The organism is Priestia sp. BR_2 (genome assembly GCF_041954005.1).
Taxonomy (GTDB): domain Bacteria; phylum Bacillota; class Bacilli; order Paenibacillales; family Paenibacillaceae; genus Paenibacillus_AQ; species Paenibacillus_AQ lautus_A.
The window spans coordinates 190,807-205,881 of record NZ_JAVFHM010000139.1 but is presented as its reverse complement, the minus strand read 5'-3'; the positions used below and the strand labels follow the sequence as shown (position 1 = coordinate 205,881).

Below are 15,075 nucleotides of genomic sequence, written 5' to 3'. Positions count from 1 at the left end.
CTGGATAAGCGGGAGCATTTATCTAACATGGTAGCCCGTCAGATGATGACGCTTGTGGCGAACTATGCCAAGATTCTGGACAATGATTTGACCGGCCCCCAGTATTACGTGCTTCAGACCTTGGCGTATGAGGGGCAGCAGACCAGCTCGTATTTTGCCAATGCCCTGAATGTTACGCTGTCGGCTGTCACCAACTTGAGCAACAAGCTGGTGAGCAAGGGTTATATTGAACGGGTAGCGTCGAGCGAGGACAGGCGTCAAGTCTATCTTAGGATCACGGAGCAGGGACGCGAGGTGGAAGCCCGGATGATTGCGAAGTACCGTGAATTGAATGAAGGCTTATGGTCGGATTTCTCGGATCAGGAGATGGATGTCTTGATCGCTTCGTACGAGAAGATGATCGAGCATTTGCAGCTTAAGATCGGGCAGTCCCATATGGACAGCCAATCCAACGACTAACATTAGGAGGTATTTATATGGGAAGATTAGACAATAAAGTAGCGATTATTACGGGTGCGGCTGGAGGCATGGGTAAAGCTGACGCTCTTTTGTTTGCGCAAGAGGGGGCCAAGGTTGCGATTACGGACCTTCAGGAGGACAAAATCAAAGACGTCGTCGCTGAGATTGAAGCGCTCGGCGGCGAAGCACTGGGAATCAAGCATAACGTTGCTTCCGAAGAAGATTGGGTCCGCGTCGTGGACGAGACGGTTCAAAAATTCGGCAAAATCGATATTCTGGTCAATAATGCCGGTGTCTCCAATGCAACGCCGTTCATGGATTTGACGGTCGAAGGCTGGGAGAAGACGATGTCGATCAACGTCACGAGCATATTCCTCGGCCAAAAATATGTCATTCCGCACATGATCGAAGCCGGCGGCGGCTCCATCGTCAACATCTCCTCCATTGCCGGCCTGACGGGCGGAAGCGGCGCCGGTCCTTACACGGCAAGCAAAGGCGCGGTACGCATGCTGACCAAAGCCACGGCCGTTGACTTTGCGAAGCATAACATCCGCTGCAACTCGGTTCACCCGGGCTACATCGAAACGCCAATGACCGTGGATCTCTTCAAGGACGAAAAAATGATGCAGTGGTTCCAATCCCAGACGCCGTTGCCACGACTCGGCAAAGCGGAAGATATCGCGCGCGGCGTGCTGTTCCTGGCATCCGACGAGTCCTCTTATATTACGGGCGTCGAGCTGCCGATCGACGGCGGGTATTTCGCGAAGTAAGCCGGACATTCATTCAGCTTGTTCATAAGCTGTCGATGTTTTGAATTATAAGGACACAAGCTCAGTCAGACGCTATATTTATTTTCATCAAGGGGAGTGTTGTTTCATGTCCGATAACCAACAGATTGCTGTCATTACCGGCGCGGCCAGCGGGATCGGCAGAGCCGCCAGCCTGAAATTGGCAGAGAACGGTGCCGCGGTTGTGCTCGTGGATTTCAACAAGGAAGCCGGCGAAGAGACGCTGCGATTGATTAAGGAGCAGGGCGGAGAGGGAATCTTCGTGCAGGCGGATGTGACAAAAACCGAGGATGTACAGAACTATGTGAACAAGGCGGTTGAAGCTTACGGCCGAATCGATTTCTTCTTCAATAATGCAGGTATCGTGCAGAAGTTCTCCATGCTGGACGATATCGACGAGAACGAATTTGACCGTCAAATGTCCGTGAATGTGAAGGGCGCTTTCCTTGGCATGAAGTATGTTTTGAAGGTCATGAAGGAACAGGGCAGCGGACATATCGTGAACACGGCTTCCACGGCGGGCATCCGCAGCGAACACAGTGCCGCCGCATATTCGGCAAGCAAGCATGCGGTTGTGGGCTTGACCAAGGCGGCTGCCTTGGAATACGTGAAGCAGGGCATTCGCGTGAACGCCATCTGCCCGGGCGGCGTTCAGACGCCGCTGACCGCAGCGGTGGCCAAGTCCTTCATGGAAGGCGGCTACGTGCCTGAGGAAGTGGGCAACATGCGGATGGGCCGTCCGGCTGAGGCGGACGAAATCGCAAACGTGGTTGCCTTCCTGGCTTCCCCGGGCTCCAGCTACATGACGGGCTCGCTGGTTACGATTGATGGCGGGCTGACGCTGTAATATCCGGATTGAAAAAAAGACCAGTCAGGCACCGGAGTTTCGGGCTTGACTGGTCTTTTTGGCATGACGTTTATTTAATGCCGACGACTTCCGCCAGCAGCTCATAAGAACGGAGGCGCGCTTGATGATCATAGATCGCGGCCGCGACAATGATTTCGTCCGCGTCCGTCGACTGCTGGAACTGCTCCAGCTGCGCGCGGACGGTTGCGGGACTGCCGATGGCGGAAAAACTGAGCTGGCGCTTCACGATGGCCTGCTCCTGCAGGTTCCACAGATCATCCATGCTGTCCACCGGCGGACTCAGCTGGCCGGTGCGGCCCCGGATGATGTTCAGGAACTGCTGGTAGGGCGAGGTAGCCAGGCGCTGCGCTTCCTCATCCGTGTCGGCGCAGATCACGTTCACGCCGATCATGGCATACGGCTTGCTTAGCTCGGATGAAGGGCGGAAGCTGGTCCGGTACAGATCGAGCGCAGCCATTAGATAGTCCGGAGCAAAGTGGCTCGCAAAAGAGAACGGAAGCCCCAGCTGACCCGCCAGCTGCGCACTGAAACCGCTGGAGCCGAGCAGCCAGATCGGAACATGCAGGCCTTCCCCCGGAATCGCCCGGATGCGCATGGACGAGCCAGAGGTAGGCTGGAAGTAATTCCGCAGCTCGCCGAGGCGGTCCGGGAAGTCCTGGCCGTCGCTGCCCGGGCCGCGGCGGAGCGCCCGGGAGGTTAGCTGATCCGAACCCGGCGCACGGCCAAGACCTAGATCGATCCGGCCGGGATACAAGGATTCTAGGGTGCCGAACTGCTCGGCAATGACAAGCGGAGCATGGTTCGGCAGCATAATGCCGCCGGATCCGACGCGGATCTTGCTGGTGCCTCCGGCCACATGGCCTATGACCACCGAAGTGGCCGAGCTGGCGATCCCCGGCATGTTGTGATGTTCGGCAAGCCAGTAGCGGTTATAGCCCCACTTCTCGGCATGCTGAGCCAGATCAAGCGTATTCCGCAGCGACTGTGCAGCTGTGCTGCCCGCTGTAATCGGCGCCAGATCGAGGATGGAAATCGGAATATCGCGAAGCGTTTTGGACGCTGTATGGTCAAGATTTGCTTCTGTCATACGGTATGACCTCCTTATTCGTGCACGGCACGGTAAGTATTCTATATAGAGACGGGCACCCGGTCGAACGGACGCCGGACATGAAATCCATCTATCGAAAAATGGTATCTCTATATAACGAACATTATATACCTACTTAATCCATAAGAAAAATGTACATCGAAGAATCCCAGAGAAGCCAGACCGCCTTTAGAGGAAATTTTCTTGCGATGATCGAATGGTCTAGCTTTGCTGAAAGCTATTAGATTCGAAATCGGCATGCAGCTCATCCATATAGTATATGCTTTTTAAGCTGGTCTAAGTATCGCTAAACCCTATTCATGCATTTTTAATGAAGGAGTTTCGATGCACAGCTTCTCACATAATATGAGTTTAAAAAAACCAAACAACGCAGCCATCAAATGGCTGCGTTGTTGAACGTTAGATAATAAGCTGATGGTGTCCTTATTCCGCTCCGTTGGGCAGCTCAATCCGCTCCATCCCGTTCATGTAAGGCCTGAGCGCCTTCGGAATGAGGATCGAACCGTCGGGCTGCTGGTGGTTCTCCAGCAGCGGGATGAGAATTCGCGGCGAAGCCACGGCCGTATTGTTCAGGGTGTGACAGTACCGCAGCTTGCCTTCCGCGTCCCGGTAGCGGATGTTCGAGCGGCGCGCCTGGAAGTCGAGCAGATTCGACGACGAGTGGGTCTCCCCATAAGCTCCGCGGCTTGGCATCCATGTCTCGATGTCGTATTGTTTGTATGTTTTCTGCGACATGTCCCCGGTACAGACGGCAACGACCCGGTAAGGCAATTCGAGCTTCTGCAGCAGCTCCTCGGCATTGGCTGTAATCTCTTGCAGAAGCAGCTCCGAGGCCTCCGTGCTGGCTTCGCAGAGAACGACCTGTTCCACCTTCGCGAACTGGTGCACCCGATAGAGGCCGTGGACGTCCCGGCCGCCCGAGCCAACCTCGCTCCGGAAGCAAAGCGATGCTGCTGCCAGGCGAATCGGCTCCGCTACATCGACGATTTCCCCGCTGTAGAACGATACCAACGGCACCTCCGAGGTACCGACGAGCCATTTATCTTGCTCCGTAATTTGAAAAGCCTGATCCTGACCGAGCGGGAAGAAGGCGGTATTCTGCATAGCCTCCGTCCTTACGGTTAACGGTACGTCCATAAGGGTGAAACCCTTGGCGACCAGCATATCCACCGCCAGCTGCTGAACGGCCCGATGGAGCATTGCGCCGATGCCTGTCAGGTAGTAGCTGCGCGTGCCAGCGGTTTTGACGCCGCGGGGAATGTCGACCATGCGGTGCAGTTCCCCGAGCGTGACATGGTCCCTGAATTGATAATCAAACACGGGGAGCTCGCCTACTCGTCTGATCTCCACGTTGTCCTCATCCGAGGCTCCCACAGGCGTGTCCGGCGAAACGATATTCGGTACGAGTATAAGCAGCTCGCTATAAGCTTCGTTAACCTCCCGGTATAACGTTTCCTGCTGGTCTAGTTCCTCGTTGATGGTTTTGACCTGCTGTTTTTGCCGTTCCGCTTCATCCGGTTTGCCTTGCCGCACCAGGGCACTGATCTCCTGCGAGATGGCATTACGCTGCTGACGCAATGCTTCCACGGCCAACAGCAGCGTACGCCGCTGGTCATCCAGCCGGACAAGCTCGGCAACCGAAAGGGCGATCCCTTTCCGGTCAGCCACCTGCTGCAATTCTTCCTGATGATCCGCGCTCTCCCGGATCCATTTCATATCTAACATAATCACCGCGCTCCTTTGCCCTAAAAAAATAAAAAAGCGTCCTAGTCCATATGGGACGAGGGACGCTTATGCGCTCGCGGTGCCACCCAAATTGATTGAACCGTAACCTGACCAAGGAACATGTCGGCCTGCGTTCAATCCACTTTGATTCCGCGGTAACGGGCGGGTCCGGTTAACTTAGGGGGACGGCTGATCGGGTGTAGATCGAATCCCCTTGACGAGAACGCCTCAGAGTTGGAAGCTCATCATCGGCCTGATACTGATATTGTTGTTCAGTATACCGCATGAGATGTCTTTTATACAAGGGGTTAACCGGATTTTTGTACGCCGTTACGTCGACGCCGCTTTCTTCGCGGATCCCTGCCTCCAGCTGACAGGCTGCTCTGCGTCCCAGCGGAAGGTCCACGCCGCCGCTCCGAGAATGAGGATCGTAAAGCCGGTCAGGATGAGGAGCGGCATCCATATGCCGACGAAATCTCCCTGCGGATGGACTGCGATCGCCATGGCATCGACCAGATGGTGAAACGGCTGCAGCTGCCCCAGGGTGACGACCCATGATGGGGCATGTTCCAAAGAGTAGAAGGCTTCGCTGGTCAGCAGCATCGGAAAGCTCATCAAGTTCGAGATCATGTTGACATTGCCTTCGTCCCTGGACAGATTGGCAGCCAGAAAACCGAGCGCGGTAAAACAGACGGTGCCGATCAGCAGTACGAGCAGCATCAGCGCCAGTCCCGTGAGGCTCAACTGCACCCCAAGAAGAAGCAGGCTCATGAGAATCACGCAGGCGCTGACGAGCAGTGCCAGCACGGTTCGTGCCCCTGTCATTGCGGCAATGAAGGAGACGGTTCGAAAGGGCGTCGCCCGCAGCAACTTGTAGATGCCCCGGTTGCGCTGGGCCATGACGTTAAAAGCGGTGACCATAGTAGCCCCGAACAGGATGTTGGTTGTCAGCACGCCTGCGAGAAGTCGGTGGGAGTAGGCCGCATCATGGAAGTAAAGACCCAATCCGACCAGCATTGCGATTGGAAAAACGATGTTCCAAACCAGGGTGTGGGTATCGCGGAACATGCTCCGCAGCATCGTTGCCATAATCATACGCATATCGATTCCTCCTAAGGTTTCTTTTTACTTGCATTCTCCATTTTCGAGTTCCTCGGTCAATTGGATATACAGCTGTTCCAGGCTGTCCGTGCCGTAACGGCTGAGCAGCTCATCCGGCGTGCCGGAGGCCTGCACCTTTCCACCGCAGATAAGCACCAGCCGGGTGGCGAGTTTATGGACCTCCTCCATGTCATGCGAGGTGAATACGATGGAGGTGCCGGTATCCGCCAATGAACGGATCAGCTCCCGGATATCCCGGCGGGCCCGCGGGTCCAGCGCTGCGGTGGGCTCGTCGAGGAACAGCAGCTTGGGGTCGTGGACCAGCGTCATGGCAATGGCGAGCCGTTTCTGCTGCCCCCCGGAGAGTCTGAGCGCATCGGTCCTGGCAGCCTCCGCAAGTCCGCATCGGTCCAGGTGCCGGATCAGCTCCGCGCCGCTGAGACGTTTGCCGTAGAAAGCCGCGAACATGCGCAGATTCTCCATGGCGGTACATCCGGGAAAGAAGGGTGTGGACTGCAGCTGAAGCCCGATGTGCGGCGAAGGATCGGATGTCCAGTAGGTGACCGTACCGGCATCGGGGCGGCGCAGACCCAGCACCAGATCCAGCGTCGTTGATTTCCCCGCGCCGTTCGGCCCGATAATCGCCAGCACTTCGCCTTCCCGTATGTTCAGAGTCACATCCCGTACGACCGTCCGCTGCCCATAGGTTTTTCTTAATCCCTTCGCTTGAATGAGTGTAGTTAACGTCATTTTCGTTGCACGCTCCTTATTTGTCCAATGTTATATATCCAATATTGGATATTTGCCGGAAATGAAAGCCGCAGCAGAAGCTGAGGCTTATTCTTGAACGATTGCGATGATCTTGTGGAGAAAGGCGATATCCTGTTCCAGGATCGAAATCGCATTATCGAAGGTGGCAAGGGCGATCTTGGATAAGCCGTACTGGCCCTTGATTTCCTTACCCGAACGCCACTGGGCCAGCGATTCCTCCACTTGCTTGAGATTCTGCTCCAGCAATTCCACCGCTTCCTCCTTAGGAATGTCCTCGATCCAGACCAAACCGAGCGAAAAGTCGGATTTGACGGTGTGGGGAGGAAGCGTCAACGTCTCGCGGATCATCTGCTGGAATAGCTTCTCGCCTTCATCCGTGATGCTGTAAATTTTGCGGAGTCTCGCGCCGGTTCGCTCTTCGGCAGTGGCTGCAATCAACCCGTCGCTTTCCATCTTGTTCAGCGCGTAATAGATCGAACCGGACAGGATATTCGTCCACAGGTCCATACGGCTGGCCTGAATGAGCTGCTGGATTTCATATCCGTGCATCGGACGCTGGCGAAGAAATGAAAGCAGGATGAGGTTGGTCATGTAGGATCACTTCCTTAGGATGTGTGTGTAGAATGATGAATTCCATTGCTGAATATCCAACGTTGGTTATTCGATGGTTGTAATTATAAAGACGATGGAATCATTTGTCAACGATCCCCGATGAAATAGATATATGACATATGGATTGAATGAAAGCGATTTAACGTTTAGTCTAGTAGTGTGAACTAGTATGGCAGTTGGATGAGGAGGCTATAACGTCGATGAATTACAGACAATTGGGAAATACGGAGCTTCACATTAGCGAGGTCAGCTTCGGCACATGGGCGATCGGAGGCTCATGGGGGCAGACCGATGATCAGGAAGCCTTGAAGGGATTGGACCGCGCCATCGGCGAGGGCGTAAACTTCTTCGATACGGCCGACGTCTATGGAGACGGGCATGCCGAGGATTTGCTCGCGCGCGCAACCAAAGGGAAAGAAGATACCGTGCATGTGGCCACCAAGTTTTGCCGCGCCGGTGATATTCATGATCTTCAGACCTATTCCGAGGCGTCGATCCGCCGTTATTGCGAGGGCAGTCTGAAGCGGCTGCAGCGGGAGCGGATTGATCTTTACCAGGTTCACTGCCCTCCCTTCGAGGTATTAAAGGACGGACGGGTGTTTGAAGTGCTGGACAAGCTGCAGGCCGAGGGGAAAATCCGGCATTACGGCGTCAGCGTGGAGACGGTGGAAGAAGGATTGTTCTGTCTTGGGGTACCGGGGGTGAGGTCCCTTCAGGTGATTTTCAATCTGTTCCGCCAAAAACCGCTGGCCCAGCTGCTCCCGAAGGCCAAAGCGTCGGGCGTCGGCATATTGGTGCGCTTGCCGCTCGCCAGCGGTTTGCTAACCGGAAAATTTACGGAGAGCACTACCTTCAGCGAGGGGGATCACCGAAATTTCAACGCGAACGGCGAGCAGTTTAACGTAGGCGAGACTTTTGCCGGCCTCCGATTCGAAAAAGGTGTCGAGCTCGCCAGAGAGCTCGCCTGGATTGCCGAGGGCCGAGGCGACATGGCTCGTGCATCCATGCGCTGGATTCTGGATTGCCCGGAGGTCACTGCCGTGATTCCCGGCTTCCGCAACGTCCGCCAGATCGAAGACAACCTGGGCACGCTGGACGTGCCTTCGTTCAGCATGGAGGAGAAAGAACGCCTTGCGCTTTTCTATCAGGAGCAGGTAGCCACGCACATCCGCGGCGCCTATTAAGCCGATTTCGAGAATAATAGGAGAGAAGCCTCCCGGTCATCGGGAGGCTTCTTGTTTAGGGCGATGAGATGGAATCAAACGAACGGAAGCTGCTGCAGCGCTGCTTTAAAGCATATCCTATGCTTTATCATGGAAATGATACTATAATATAGGCAAAGATTCTGAATCGGAATGTGTTCAGCGGGAGGATTGTCGATTTGAATGATTTGTTGAAGCGGGAGCATGACATTATCAAGGTCTGCTTGTTAGCAGGCAAAATCATGCTGCAGAGCGGCGCGGAGACCTATCGGGTCGAGGATACGATGATGCGGATCGCCGCGGCTTTCGGCGTTGAGAACAGCCACAGCTATATGACCCCGACGGGCATTATCTTCTCGGTGGAGGAGCCGCAGCATATTACGCGGCTTATTCGTATTTCGGATCGGACAACCAATCTCCATAAGATCGATCAGGTCAACAGCGTGTCCCGGAGCGTCAGCCTCGGCGAGCTGACGATGGAAGAGGCTTACCGGGCCCTGGAGCGAATCGAGCATGAGCAGGCCATTTATCCCACATGGGTGCTGATTCTACTGTCAGCGATCGCAAGCGGGTGCTTTCTCATCATGTTTCGCGGCATCTGGCCGGATTTCGTACCGGCGGCCGTTGCGGGCGGTCTGGGCTTCTCCTGCTTCGTATTCATGCATCGGGTCATTCCCGTCCGGTTCTTCGCCGAATTCTCGGGTGCGCTCGTCATCGGCATAACCTCCGTTTGGATGGTCAGATTCGGATTCGGCCATCAGCTGGATACGATCATCATCAGTTCCGTGATGCCGCTGGTACCGGGCTTGCTGATCACGAATGCCATCCGCGATCTGATGGCGGGGCATCTGATATCCGGCTTGTCCAAAGGGGCGGAGGCTTTTGTTACGTCCTTTGCCATCGGCGCGGGCATTGCGTTTACTTTGTCATTCTAAGAGATGGGAAGGGTGGAGGGATAATGGTGGCAACCTTTTATATACAGCAGCTTATTACGAGTTTCGTTGCTTCGGCGGCCTTCGGGATCATCTTTAACGTACCCAAGAAAGCATTGCTGCAGTGCGGGTTTGCCGGCATGGTGGGCTGGCTGCTCTACATCATGCTTCAGGATATGAGGGTTGAGCCGGTGACGGCCACCGTAGTCGCGGCTTTTTGCGTGACGATGATCAGTCATTTTTTCGCCAAAAAATACAAGACTCCCATCATCGTGTTCAGCGTGTCGGGGATTATTCCGCTCGTACCGGGCGGTGTCGCCTATAATGCCCTTCGCCATGTGGCCCAGAATCAATTCGATCAGGCCGTCCAGCTGGGGGCCCAAGCGTTCATGATTTCAGGCGCCATCGCGCTGGGGTTGCTGCTGTCGGAGGTGACCAATCAGGTCATAAGGAAATGGTCGATAACCCGATAAACCAGTAACCCTGAAACCCGAACCCCGTCAACCGAAACGAACCCGGTTTATATGCGAAGCATGCGCTTCGATCCGGCGGGAAAATGCCCATGCTCCGACTCGTTATCATCCGGGGGAGGGACACCTATGCGTGTGTAATTGAATTGATGAACCAGCCGTATGTACGCATTTTGCGGGATACGGTTTTTTACGCGCTCGCCAAGGCGTGAATATCCTCCCCTCCTTCATGCATTTTTTTACATTAGTTTCATGTTATGCCTTTTTATTGTCCAAATCCTCGACATGCTATATAATCTTTCTTGCAAAAATGAAACCGTATTCAAAGGTGTTCTTCCCGTATCTACAGCGTTACCGAACGTCAGATGAAGATTCGATTCGATTCGAAGTCCATCAAAAAAAAGAGGGATGTCCATGCAGGAGCTGACGCTGCATTTGTTCGAACGGATGGGCATGCTGCTCATCCTGACTTTTATACTGACGAGAATTCCGCTGTTCCGCCAATTGCTGGACCGCAAAGAGATGTCCGGCATGCGGATGTTCATCTATTCCGGCCTGTTCGGGCTCTTCGGCATCCTCGGGACCTATGCGGGCGTTGTCGTGGAGAACGGCGAGTCCAGTTCCTCCTTCTGGCTGATGCGGCTGACCGGAGAGCAGGCCCTGGCCCACTCCGCCCTGGTCGGGGTGGTGATCGGCGGACTGATTGGCGGTCCCCGCGTTGGCATCGGGGGCGGGCTTCTGGCAGGAGCCCACCTCCTGTATATCGGCGGTGCCACGGGGCTGGCAGGCGCAATCGCCGTGCCGTTAACGGGAGCGCTGGCGGGAGGCGTGGCCCGATTCTTCTCGCAGGAGCGGGTCATCTCGCCGGCGAAAGCGTTATTCGTCGGCATGTTCGCTCCGATCCTGCTCATGGGGATGATTTTGATCTGTGCGGATGAGCCGGATCGTGCAGTGGAACTGGTCAACCTGATCGGCCTGCCGATGGTGCTGACGAACAGCATCTCCATTGCAATCTTTACGACGATGCTGCGGGTCGCGCTCACCGAGGAGGAACGTGCAGCCGCGTATGAGACGGAGAAGGCATTCCATATCGCCGAATCGGCGCTCCCGCATCTGAAGCAGGGACTGACGTACCGTACGGCTCAGGCCGTGGCGGCCTTGCTGCTGCGAGAGCTGAAAACAGCGGCCGTCGCCATTACCGATACGGAGCGGTTCCTGGCCCATGCCGGCACAGCAAGCCGTACCCTTGATCCCGGAGAAGAGATCCAATCGGACTTGACCAAGAGCGTCATCGCGACCGGCGAGCTTCGGATCATCGAGAATGCGGAAGAGATCCAGCCCCGGCATCCGGCGCTCGGCGCAGCCATCCTTGTCCCGATCATAGAGGCGGGCCAGGTCGTGGGCGTCATTCAATTCTACTTCAAGCGGCCGGAGGATATCCGGCGCGTCGAGCTGGTGATGGCCCAGGGGCTGGGACAGCTGATTTCCTATCAGCTCGGGGCCACCGCACACGAGAAGATGAGCCATTTAATGAAAGAGGCGGAACTCAAGCTGCTGCAGGCGCAGATCAATCCGCACTTTCTATTCAATACCCTCAACGCGATTCATTCGTTGATTCGCACCGATCCGCTGCTGGCACGACATGCCACGATGCAGCTGGGGGCGTTCATGCGCCTGAACGTCAAGGTCATGGCGTCCCGCAGAACGACCATTCGCGAGGAGATGGAGCTGTTGAATGCCTATCTGGACATTATACAGATCCGGTTCGAGGATCAGTTCTCGTTTGAGTGCCAGCTCGATCCCGCGCTTGGCGAGCTTATGATTCCGCCGGCAACGCTGCAAATGCTGGTGGAGAACAGCATTAAGCACGGCCTGCGCGACAAAGCGAGCGGAGGCGTCATTCGGCTGAGCCTAAGCCGGGCCGGTGATATGGCGGTTGTTCAACTGCGGGACAACGGGATCGGCATTTCGCCGGAAGTGCTGGACAGCTTAGGCGATCAACCGATCATCGGCAGCGAGGGTACGGGAAACGGCATTTACAATATCAATCAGCGTTTAATCAGCATGTTTGGCAAAGAGGCCAGACTTATCGTGGAGAATCTGGCAGAGGGCGGCTGCAGCATATCCTTCAGCATCCCCTGCAGCTTGTCGGAAGGGAGCCGGTACCGTGAAGCGAATTAAAACGATGATAGCGGAAGACGAACGATTGGCAAGGGAGGAGCTGGCTTATTTGCTGGAACAGGAGCCCGATATCGAGCTGCTTCCGCATGCCGCGAACGGACGTGAGCTGCTGGAGCTTGTCCCCTTGCGGCAGCCGGATGTCGTCTTTCTCGACGTTCATATGCCGGAGCTGGAAGGGTTGCAGGCGGCGCGCATGCTGAAGGCCTCCCCGATCTCGCCCTTGATTGTGTTTACGACGGCCTACGACGAGTATGCCGTTGAAGCGTTTGGCCTGAACGCGATCGATTACCTGCTGAAGCCTTACAGCCATATGCGGTTGAAAGAAACCCTGCAGCGAATTCGAAGCAGGATTCAGGAAGGGAATGCCTTCCCGAAACAGGAGGCTCACGATGCTATTCAGGCCGCTCCTTATCCATCCACGGAAGCTGCCGCCCGCAGCATGCGCGGCAAACTTCTGTTCGACGACGGGGATAAACATGTGCTGGTTGATCCCGAGGCGATCCTGTACGCGGTGCGCGAGGAACGTGTCATTCGCGTATGGACGGCGGAAGGCCAGCGGATTACGAGCAAAAGCACCCTGCAGGAGCTGGAGGAGAAGCTTGCGGGTTACTCCTTCTTTCGCCCTCATCGCAGTTATCTGGTTAACGTGAACTGGATCGCGGAGCTCTCCCCTTGGCAGAACGGGGCTTACAACATCGTGCTGAAGGATGAGCAGCGGTCGATGATTCCATTGTCCCGGGAGGCTGCACGGGATTTGTTCCGGTTGCTTAGGGAGGCTTGAAAAAGGACAAAGAAAGACGCTCGAGTATGGCGGTTGCCTCCCGGTTCGGGCGGCATATCCGCCCTTTCGCGCACCCTGTCGGACGTTTCGCGCAGGAGCTGTGGTCGATGGCAATCCTCCCGTATATAATCATTCTAAAGCGCTTTCATTGATGAAAGACGCAATAGAACCTGATCGTTAATGGAGGGAAAGGCAATGGAAGAAAAAAGCTATACCGAAGTATGGCATTCCGAAAAATTCAAAACGCTGCTCTCCCGCAAGAAACGGTTCATTATTCCGATGACCGTCTTTTTTCTTCTGTTTTATTTTGCGCTGCCGATCCTTACTTCGTACACCGACGTGTTGAATCACCCGGCGATCGGCCCGATCACGTGGGCATGGGTATTTGCCTTCGCCCAATTCGTCATGACATGGGTTCTGTGCATTCTCTACTCCCGCAAGGCGGCCCAGTTTGACCGAATGGTAGACGATATCAAAAAGGATATGGGGGCGTAATCGACTATGGCTATTGCGTTGTTTTGCGGAATTGTACTGCTTACGCTGATCATTACGTATTACGCTGCCAAGAAAACGACCAACACGAGCGATTTCTATACGGCAGGCGGAGGACTCAAGGGCTGGCAGAACGGGACAGCCATTGCCGGCGACTATATGTCTGCGGCCTCCTTCCTCGGGATCGCAGGCTCGATCGCGTTAGTCGGCTTTGACGGCTTCTTCTACAGCATCGGCTTCCTCGTGGCTTACCTGGTGGTGCTGTACCTTGTCGCCGAGCCGCTGCGGAACCTCGGCAAGTATACGGTGGCGGACATGATTGCCGCCCGTTTCTCCGACAAGAAGGTGCGGGGCGTGGCAGCATTGAACACGATTTCCATCTCCATCTTCTACATGATTGCGCAGCTGGTTGGAGCGGGCGCGCTGATTAAGCTGTTGTTAGGCTTGGACTATGTCACGTCCGTATTGATTGTGGGCGTGCTCATGACCATCTACGTTGTTTTCGGGGGCATGCATGCGACAAGCTGGGTTCAAATCTCGAAAGCCGTGCTGCTCATGGCCGGCACGTTCATCATCTCGCTGATCGTATTCGCCAAATTCGATTTCAGCCTGACCCAGATGTTCCACCATATGAAGACGGCCACCCCGCTGCAGGAGGCCTTCCTGAACCCGGGGAATAAATACAAAATCCCGCTCGAGACGCTGTCCCTCAACCTTGCCCTGGTACTCGGCACGGCAGGTCTGCCGCATATTTTGACCCGCTTCTTTACCGTTAAGGACGCGAAGACGGCGCGCAGCTCCGTGGTGTACGCCACCTGGATTATCGGCATCTTCTATGTGATGACGATCTTTCTCGGATTCGGGGCAGCCGCCTTCGTAGGCGCGGCCGATATTACCGAGGTCGATAAAGCGGGTAACATGGCAGCGCCGCTCTTGGCCAAAGCGATCGGCGGCGACTTCCTGTTCGCGCTCATCTCGGCGGTTGCTTTCGCGACGATCCTCGCGGTGGTGACGGGGCTTGTGCTGTCCGCCGCATCGGCCTTCGCCCATGATTTCTACGGCCAAATCGTGCGCCGCGGCGAATCGTCCGAGAAGGAGCAGCTTAAGATGGCACGGTACGCTTCGATCGGCGTATCCGTCGTCTCGATCCTGCTAGCGTTGTTCGCGCAGAAGATGAACGTGGCGTTTCTGGTCTCGTTGGCCTTCGCCGTTGCAGCCAGCGCGAATTTGCCGGTCATTCTGTTCACAGTGTTCTGGAAGAGATTTAATACGACGGGCGCGGTCACTGGGATGCTGACGGGTTTGATCAGCACGGTGATTCTCGTGGCCCTTAGCCCGAATATATGGGATCCGGCCGGCAAAGCGATTTTGGTAGGCGATCCGATCTTCCCGATGAGCAACCCGGGCATCGTCTCCATTCCGCTTGGTTTCCTGGCAGCCTATGTCGGCACGCTGCTCTCCTCTTCCAAGGATGAGGCGAAGTATGCCGAAGTGCTGGTCAAAGCGAATACGGGCGCGTAAACCCAACAACGGTTTCTTATGAAAAAAAGGGTGAACTCCGCTGGTTAACAGCGAAGGGAGTCGC

General features: G+C 55.5%; 15 protein-coding genes. 10 read left to right on the top strand and 5 right to left on the bottom strand.

What is annotated here, in order from left to right:
* Nucleotides 1–27: 27 nt before the first annotated feature.
* The 3 genes from RB298_RS06080 to RB298_RS06070 all read left to right on the top strand — a co-directional run bounded on the left by RB298_RS06080 (nucleotide 28) and on the right by RB298_RS06070 (nucleotide 2,094).
* Nucleotides 28–459, top strand: coding sequence for a MarR family winged helix-turn-helix transcriptional regulator (locus RB298_RS06080; protein ID WP_009592716.1), 432 nt, complete (start codon nucleotides 28–30; stop codon nucleotides 457–459).
* A gap of 17 nt (nucleotides 460–476) precedes the next feature.
* Nucleotides 477–1,229: an SDR family NAD(P)-dependent oxidoreductase gene (locus RB298_RS06075; RefSeq protein ID WP_036659355.1), complete on the top strand. Its 753-nt coding sequence runs from the start codon at nucleotides 477–479 to the stop codon at nucleotides 1,227–1,229.
* 106 nt (nucleotides 1,230–1,335) lie between these two features.
* Nucleotides 1,336–2,094: an SDR family NAD(P)-dependent oxidoreductase gene (locus RB298_RS06070; protein WP_015737901.1), complete on the top strand. Its 759-nt coding sequence runs from the start codon at nucleotides 1,336–1,338 to the stop codon at nucleotides 2,092–2,094.
* A 70-nt stretch (nucleotides 2,095–2,164) separates the two neighbouring features.
* Here the strand turns inward: RB298_RS06070 and RB298_RS06065 are convergent, their stop codons facing one another.
* The 5 genes from RB298_RS06065 to RB298_RS06045 all read right to left on the bottom strand — a co-directional run bounded on the left by RB298_RS06065 (nucleotide 2,165) and on the right by RB298_RS06045 (nucleotide 7,411).
* Nucleotides 2,165–3,202, bottom strand: coding sequence for an LLM class flavin-dependent oxidoreductase (locus tag RB298_RS06065; protein WP_036659353.1), 1,038 nt, complete (start codon nucleotides 3,200–3,202; stop codon nucleotides 2,165–2,167).
* A gap of 444 nt (nucleotides 3,203–3,646) precedes the next feature.
* Nucleotides 3,647–4,948 (bottom strand): serine--tRNA ligase, encoded by a 1,302-nt coding sequence (gene serS / locus RB298_RS06060; protein WP_192570303.1) that lies wholly within the window; start codon nucleotides 4,946–4,948, stop codon nucleotides 3,647–3,649.
* A 330-nt stretch (nucleotides 4,949–5,278) separates the two neighbouring features.
* On the bottom strand, nucleotides 5,279–6,049 hold the full coding sequence (locus RB298_RS06055) for an ABC transporter permease (RefSeq protein WP_192570304.1): 771 nt from the start codon (nucleotides 6,047–6,049) through the stop codon (nucleotides 5,279–5,281).
* A 24-nt stretch (nucleotides 6,050–6,073) separates the two neighbouring features.
* The gene (locus RB298_RS06050) at nucleotides 6,074–6,799 is read right to left on the bottom strand and encodes an ABC transporter ATP-binding protein (protein ID WP_486046335.1); all 726 of its coding nucleotides are present in this window, start codon (nucleotides 6,797–6,799) and stop codon (nucleotides 6,074–6,076) included.
* Nucleotides 6,800–6,886: 87 nt separating this feature from the next.
* The gene (locus tag RB298_RS06045) at nucleotides 6,887–7,411 is read right to left on the bottom strand and encodes a PadR family transcriptional regulator (protein ID WP_096775746.1); all 525 of its coding nucleotides are present in this window, start codon (nucleotides 7,409–7,411) and stop codon (nucleotides 6,887–6,889) included.
* 221 nt (nucleotides 7,412–7,632) lie between these two features.
* Here RB298_RS06045 and RB298_RS06040 point away from each other — a divergent pair, with 221 nt between their 5' ends.
* The 7 genes from RB298_RS06040 to RB298_RS06010 all read left to right on the top strand — a co-directional run bounded on the left by RB298_RS06040 (nucleotide 7,633) and on the right by RB298_RS06010 (nucleotide 15,011).
* Entirely contained in the window at nucleotides 7,633–8,616 is a 984-nt protein-coding gene (locus tag RB298_RS06040; RefSeq protein WP_192570306.1) for an aldo/keto reductase, read from the top strand.
* Nucleotides 8,617–8,813: 197 nt separating this feature from the next.
* Nucleotides 8,814–9,569, top strand: a complete 756-nt coding sequence (locus RB298_RS06035) for a threonine/serine exporter family protein (RefSeq protein WP_015737894.1) — start codon at nucleotides 8,814–8,816, stop codon at nucleotides 9,567–9,569.
* 23 nt (nucleotides 9,570–9,592) lie between these two features.
* The gene (locus tag RB298_RS06030) at nucleotides 9,593–10,039 is read left to right on the top strand and encodes a threonine/serine exporter family protein (RefSeq protein ID WP_009592993.1); all 447 of its coding nucleotides are present in this window, start codon (nucleotides 9,593–9,595) and stop codon (nucleotides 10,037–10,039) included.
* Nucleotides 10,040–10,450: 411 nt separating this feature from the next.
* The gene (locus tag RB298_RS06025) at nucleotides 10,451–12,217 is read left to right on the top strand and encodes a LytS/YhcK type 5TM receptor domain-containing protein (RefSeq protein ID WP_213580734.1); all 1,767 of its coding nucleotides are present in this window, start codon (nucleotides 10,451–10,453) and stop codon (nucleotides 12,215–12,217) included.
* Nucleotides 12,204–12,998, top strand: a complete 795-nt coding sequence (locus tag RB298_RS06020; protein WP_081746233.1) for a LytR/AlgR family response regulator transcription factor — start codon at nucleotides 12,204–12,206, stop codon at nucleotides 12,996–12,998. Before RB298_RS06025 ends, RB298_RS06020 begins: the two co-directional genes overlap by 14 nt.
* A gap of 195 nt (nucleotides 12,999–13,193) precedes the next feature.
* Nucleotides 13,194–13,493 carry a DUF485 domain-containing protein gene (locus RB298_RS06015; protein WP_009593006.1) on the top strand — a complete coding sequence of 100 codons (300 nt, stop codon included), beginning with the start codon at nucleotides 13,194–13,196 and terminating at the stop codon, nucleotides 13,491–13,493.
* Nucleotides 13,494–13,499: 6 nt separating this feature from the next.
* Nucleotides 13,500–15,011, top strand: coding sequence for a solute symporter family protein (locus RB298_RS06010; RefSeq protein WP_009593011.1), 1,512 nt, complete (start codon nucleotides 13,500–13,502; stop codon nucleotides 15,009–15,011).
* Nucleotides 15,012–15,075: the final 64 nt, after the last annotated feature.

Excerpts from the sequence above, each read along its gene's own strand:
- RB298_RS06070 (WP_015737901.1), top strand. The coding sequence starts at position 1,336 with ATGTCCGATAACCAACAGATTGCTGTCATTACCGGCGCGGCCAGCGGG.
- RB298_RS06050 (WP_486046335.1), bottom strand. The coding sequence starts at position 6,799 with ATGACGTTAACTACACTCATTCAAGCGAAGGGATTAAGAAAAACCTAT.
- RB298_RS06075 (WP_036659355.1), top strand. The coding sequence starts at position 477 with ATGGGAAGATTAGACAATAAAGTAGCGATTATTACGGGTGCGGCTGGA.
- RB298_RS06030 (WP_009592993.1), top strand. The coding sequence starts at position 9,593 with ATGGTGGCAACCTTTTATATACAGCAGCTTATTACGAGTTTCGTTGCT.
- RB298_RS06055 (WP_192570304.1), bottom strand. The coding sequence starts at position 6,049 with ATGCGTATGATTATGGCAACGATGCTGCGGAGCATGTTCCGCGATACC.
- RB298_RS06065 (WP_036659353.1), bottom strand. The coding sequence starts at position 3,202 with ATGACAGAAGCAAATCTTGACCATACAGCGTCCAAAACGCTTCGCGAT.
- serS (WP_192570303.1), bottom strand. The coding sequence starts at position 4,948 with ATGTTAGATATGAAATGGATCCGGGAGAGCGCGGATCATCAGGAAGAA.
- RB298_RS06040 (WP_192570306.1), top strand. The coding sequence starts at position 7,633 with ATGAATTACAGACAATTGGGAAATACGGAGCTTCACATTAGCGAGGTC.
- RB298_RS06015 (WP_009593006.1), top strand. The coding sequence starts at position 13,194 with ATGGAAGAAAAAAGCTATACCGAAGTATGGCATTCCGAAAAATTCAAA.
- RB298_RS06080 (WP_009592716.1), top strand. The coding sequence starts at position 28 with ATGGTAGCCCGTCAGATGATGACGCTTGTGGCGAACTATGCCAAGATT.
- RB298_RS06010 (WP_009593011.1), top strand. The coding sequence starts at position 13,500 with ATGGCTATTGCGTTGTTTTGCGGAATTGTACTGCTTACGCTGATCATT.
- RB298_RS06045 (WP_096775746.1), bottom strand. The coding sequence starts at position 7,411 with ATGACCAACCTCATCCTGCTTTCATTTCTTCGCCAGCGTCCGATGCAC.
- RB298_RS06025 (WP_213580734.1), top strand. The coding sequence starts at position 10,451 with ATGCAGGAGCTGACGCTGCATTTGTTCGAACGGATGGGCATGCTGCTC.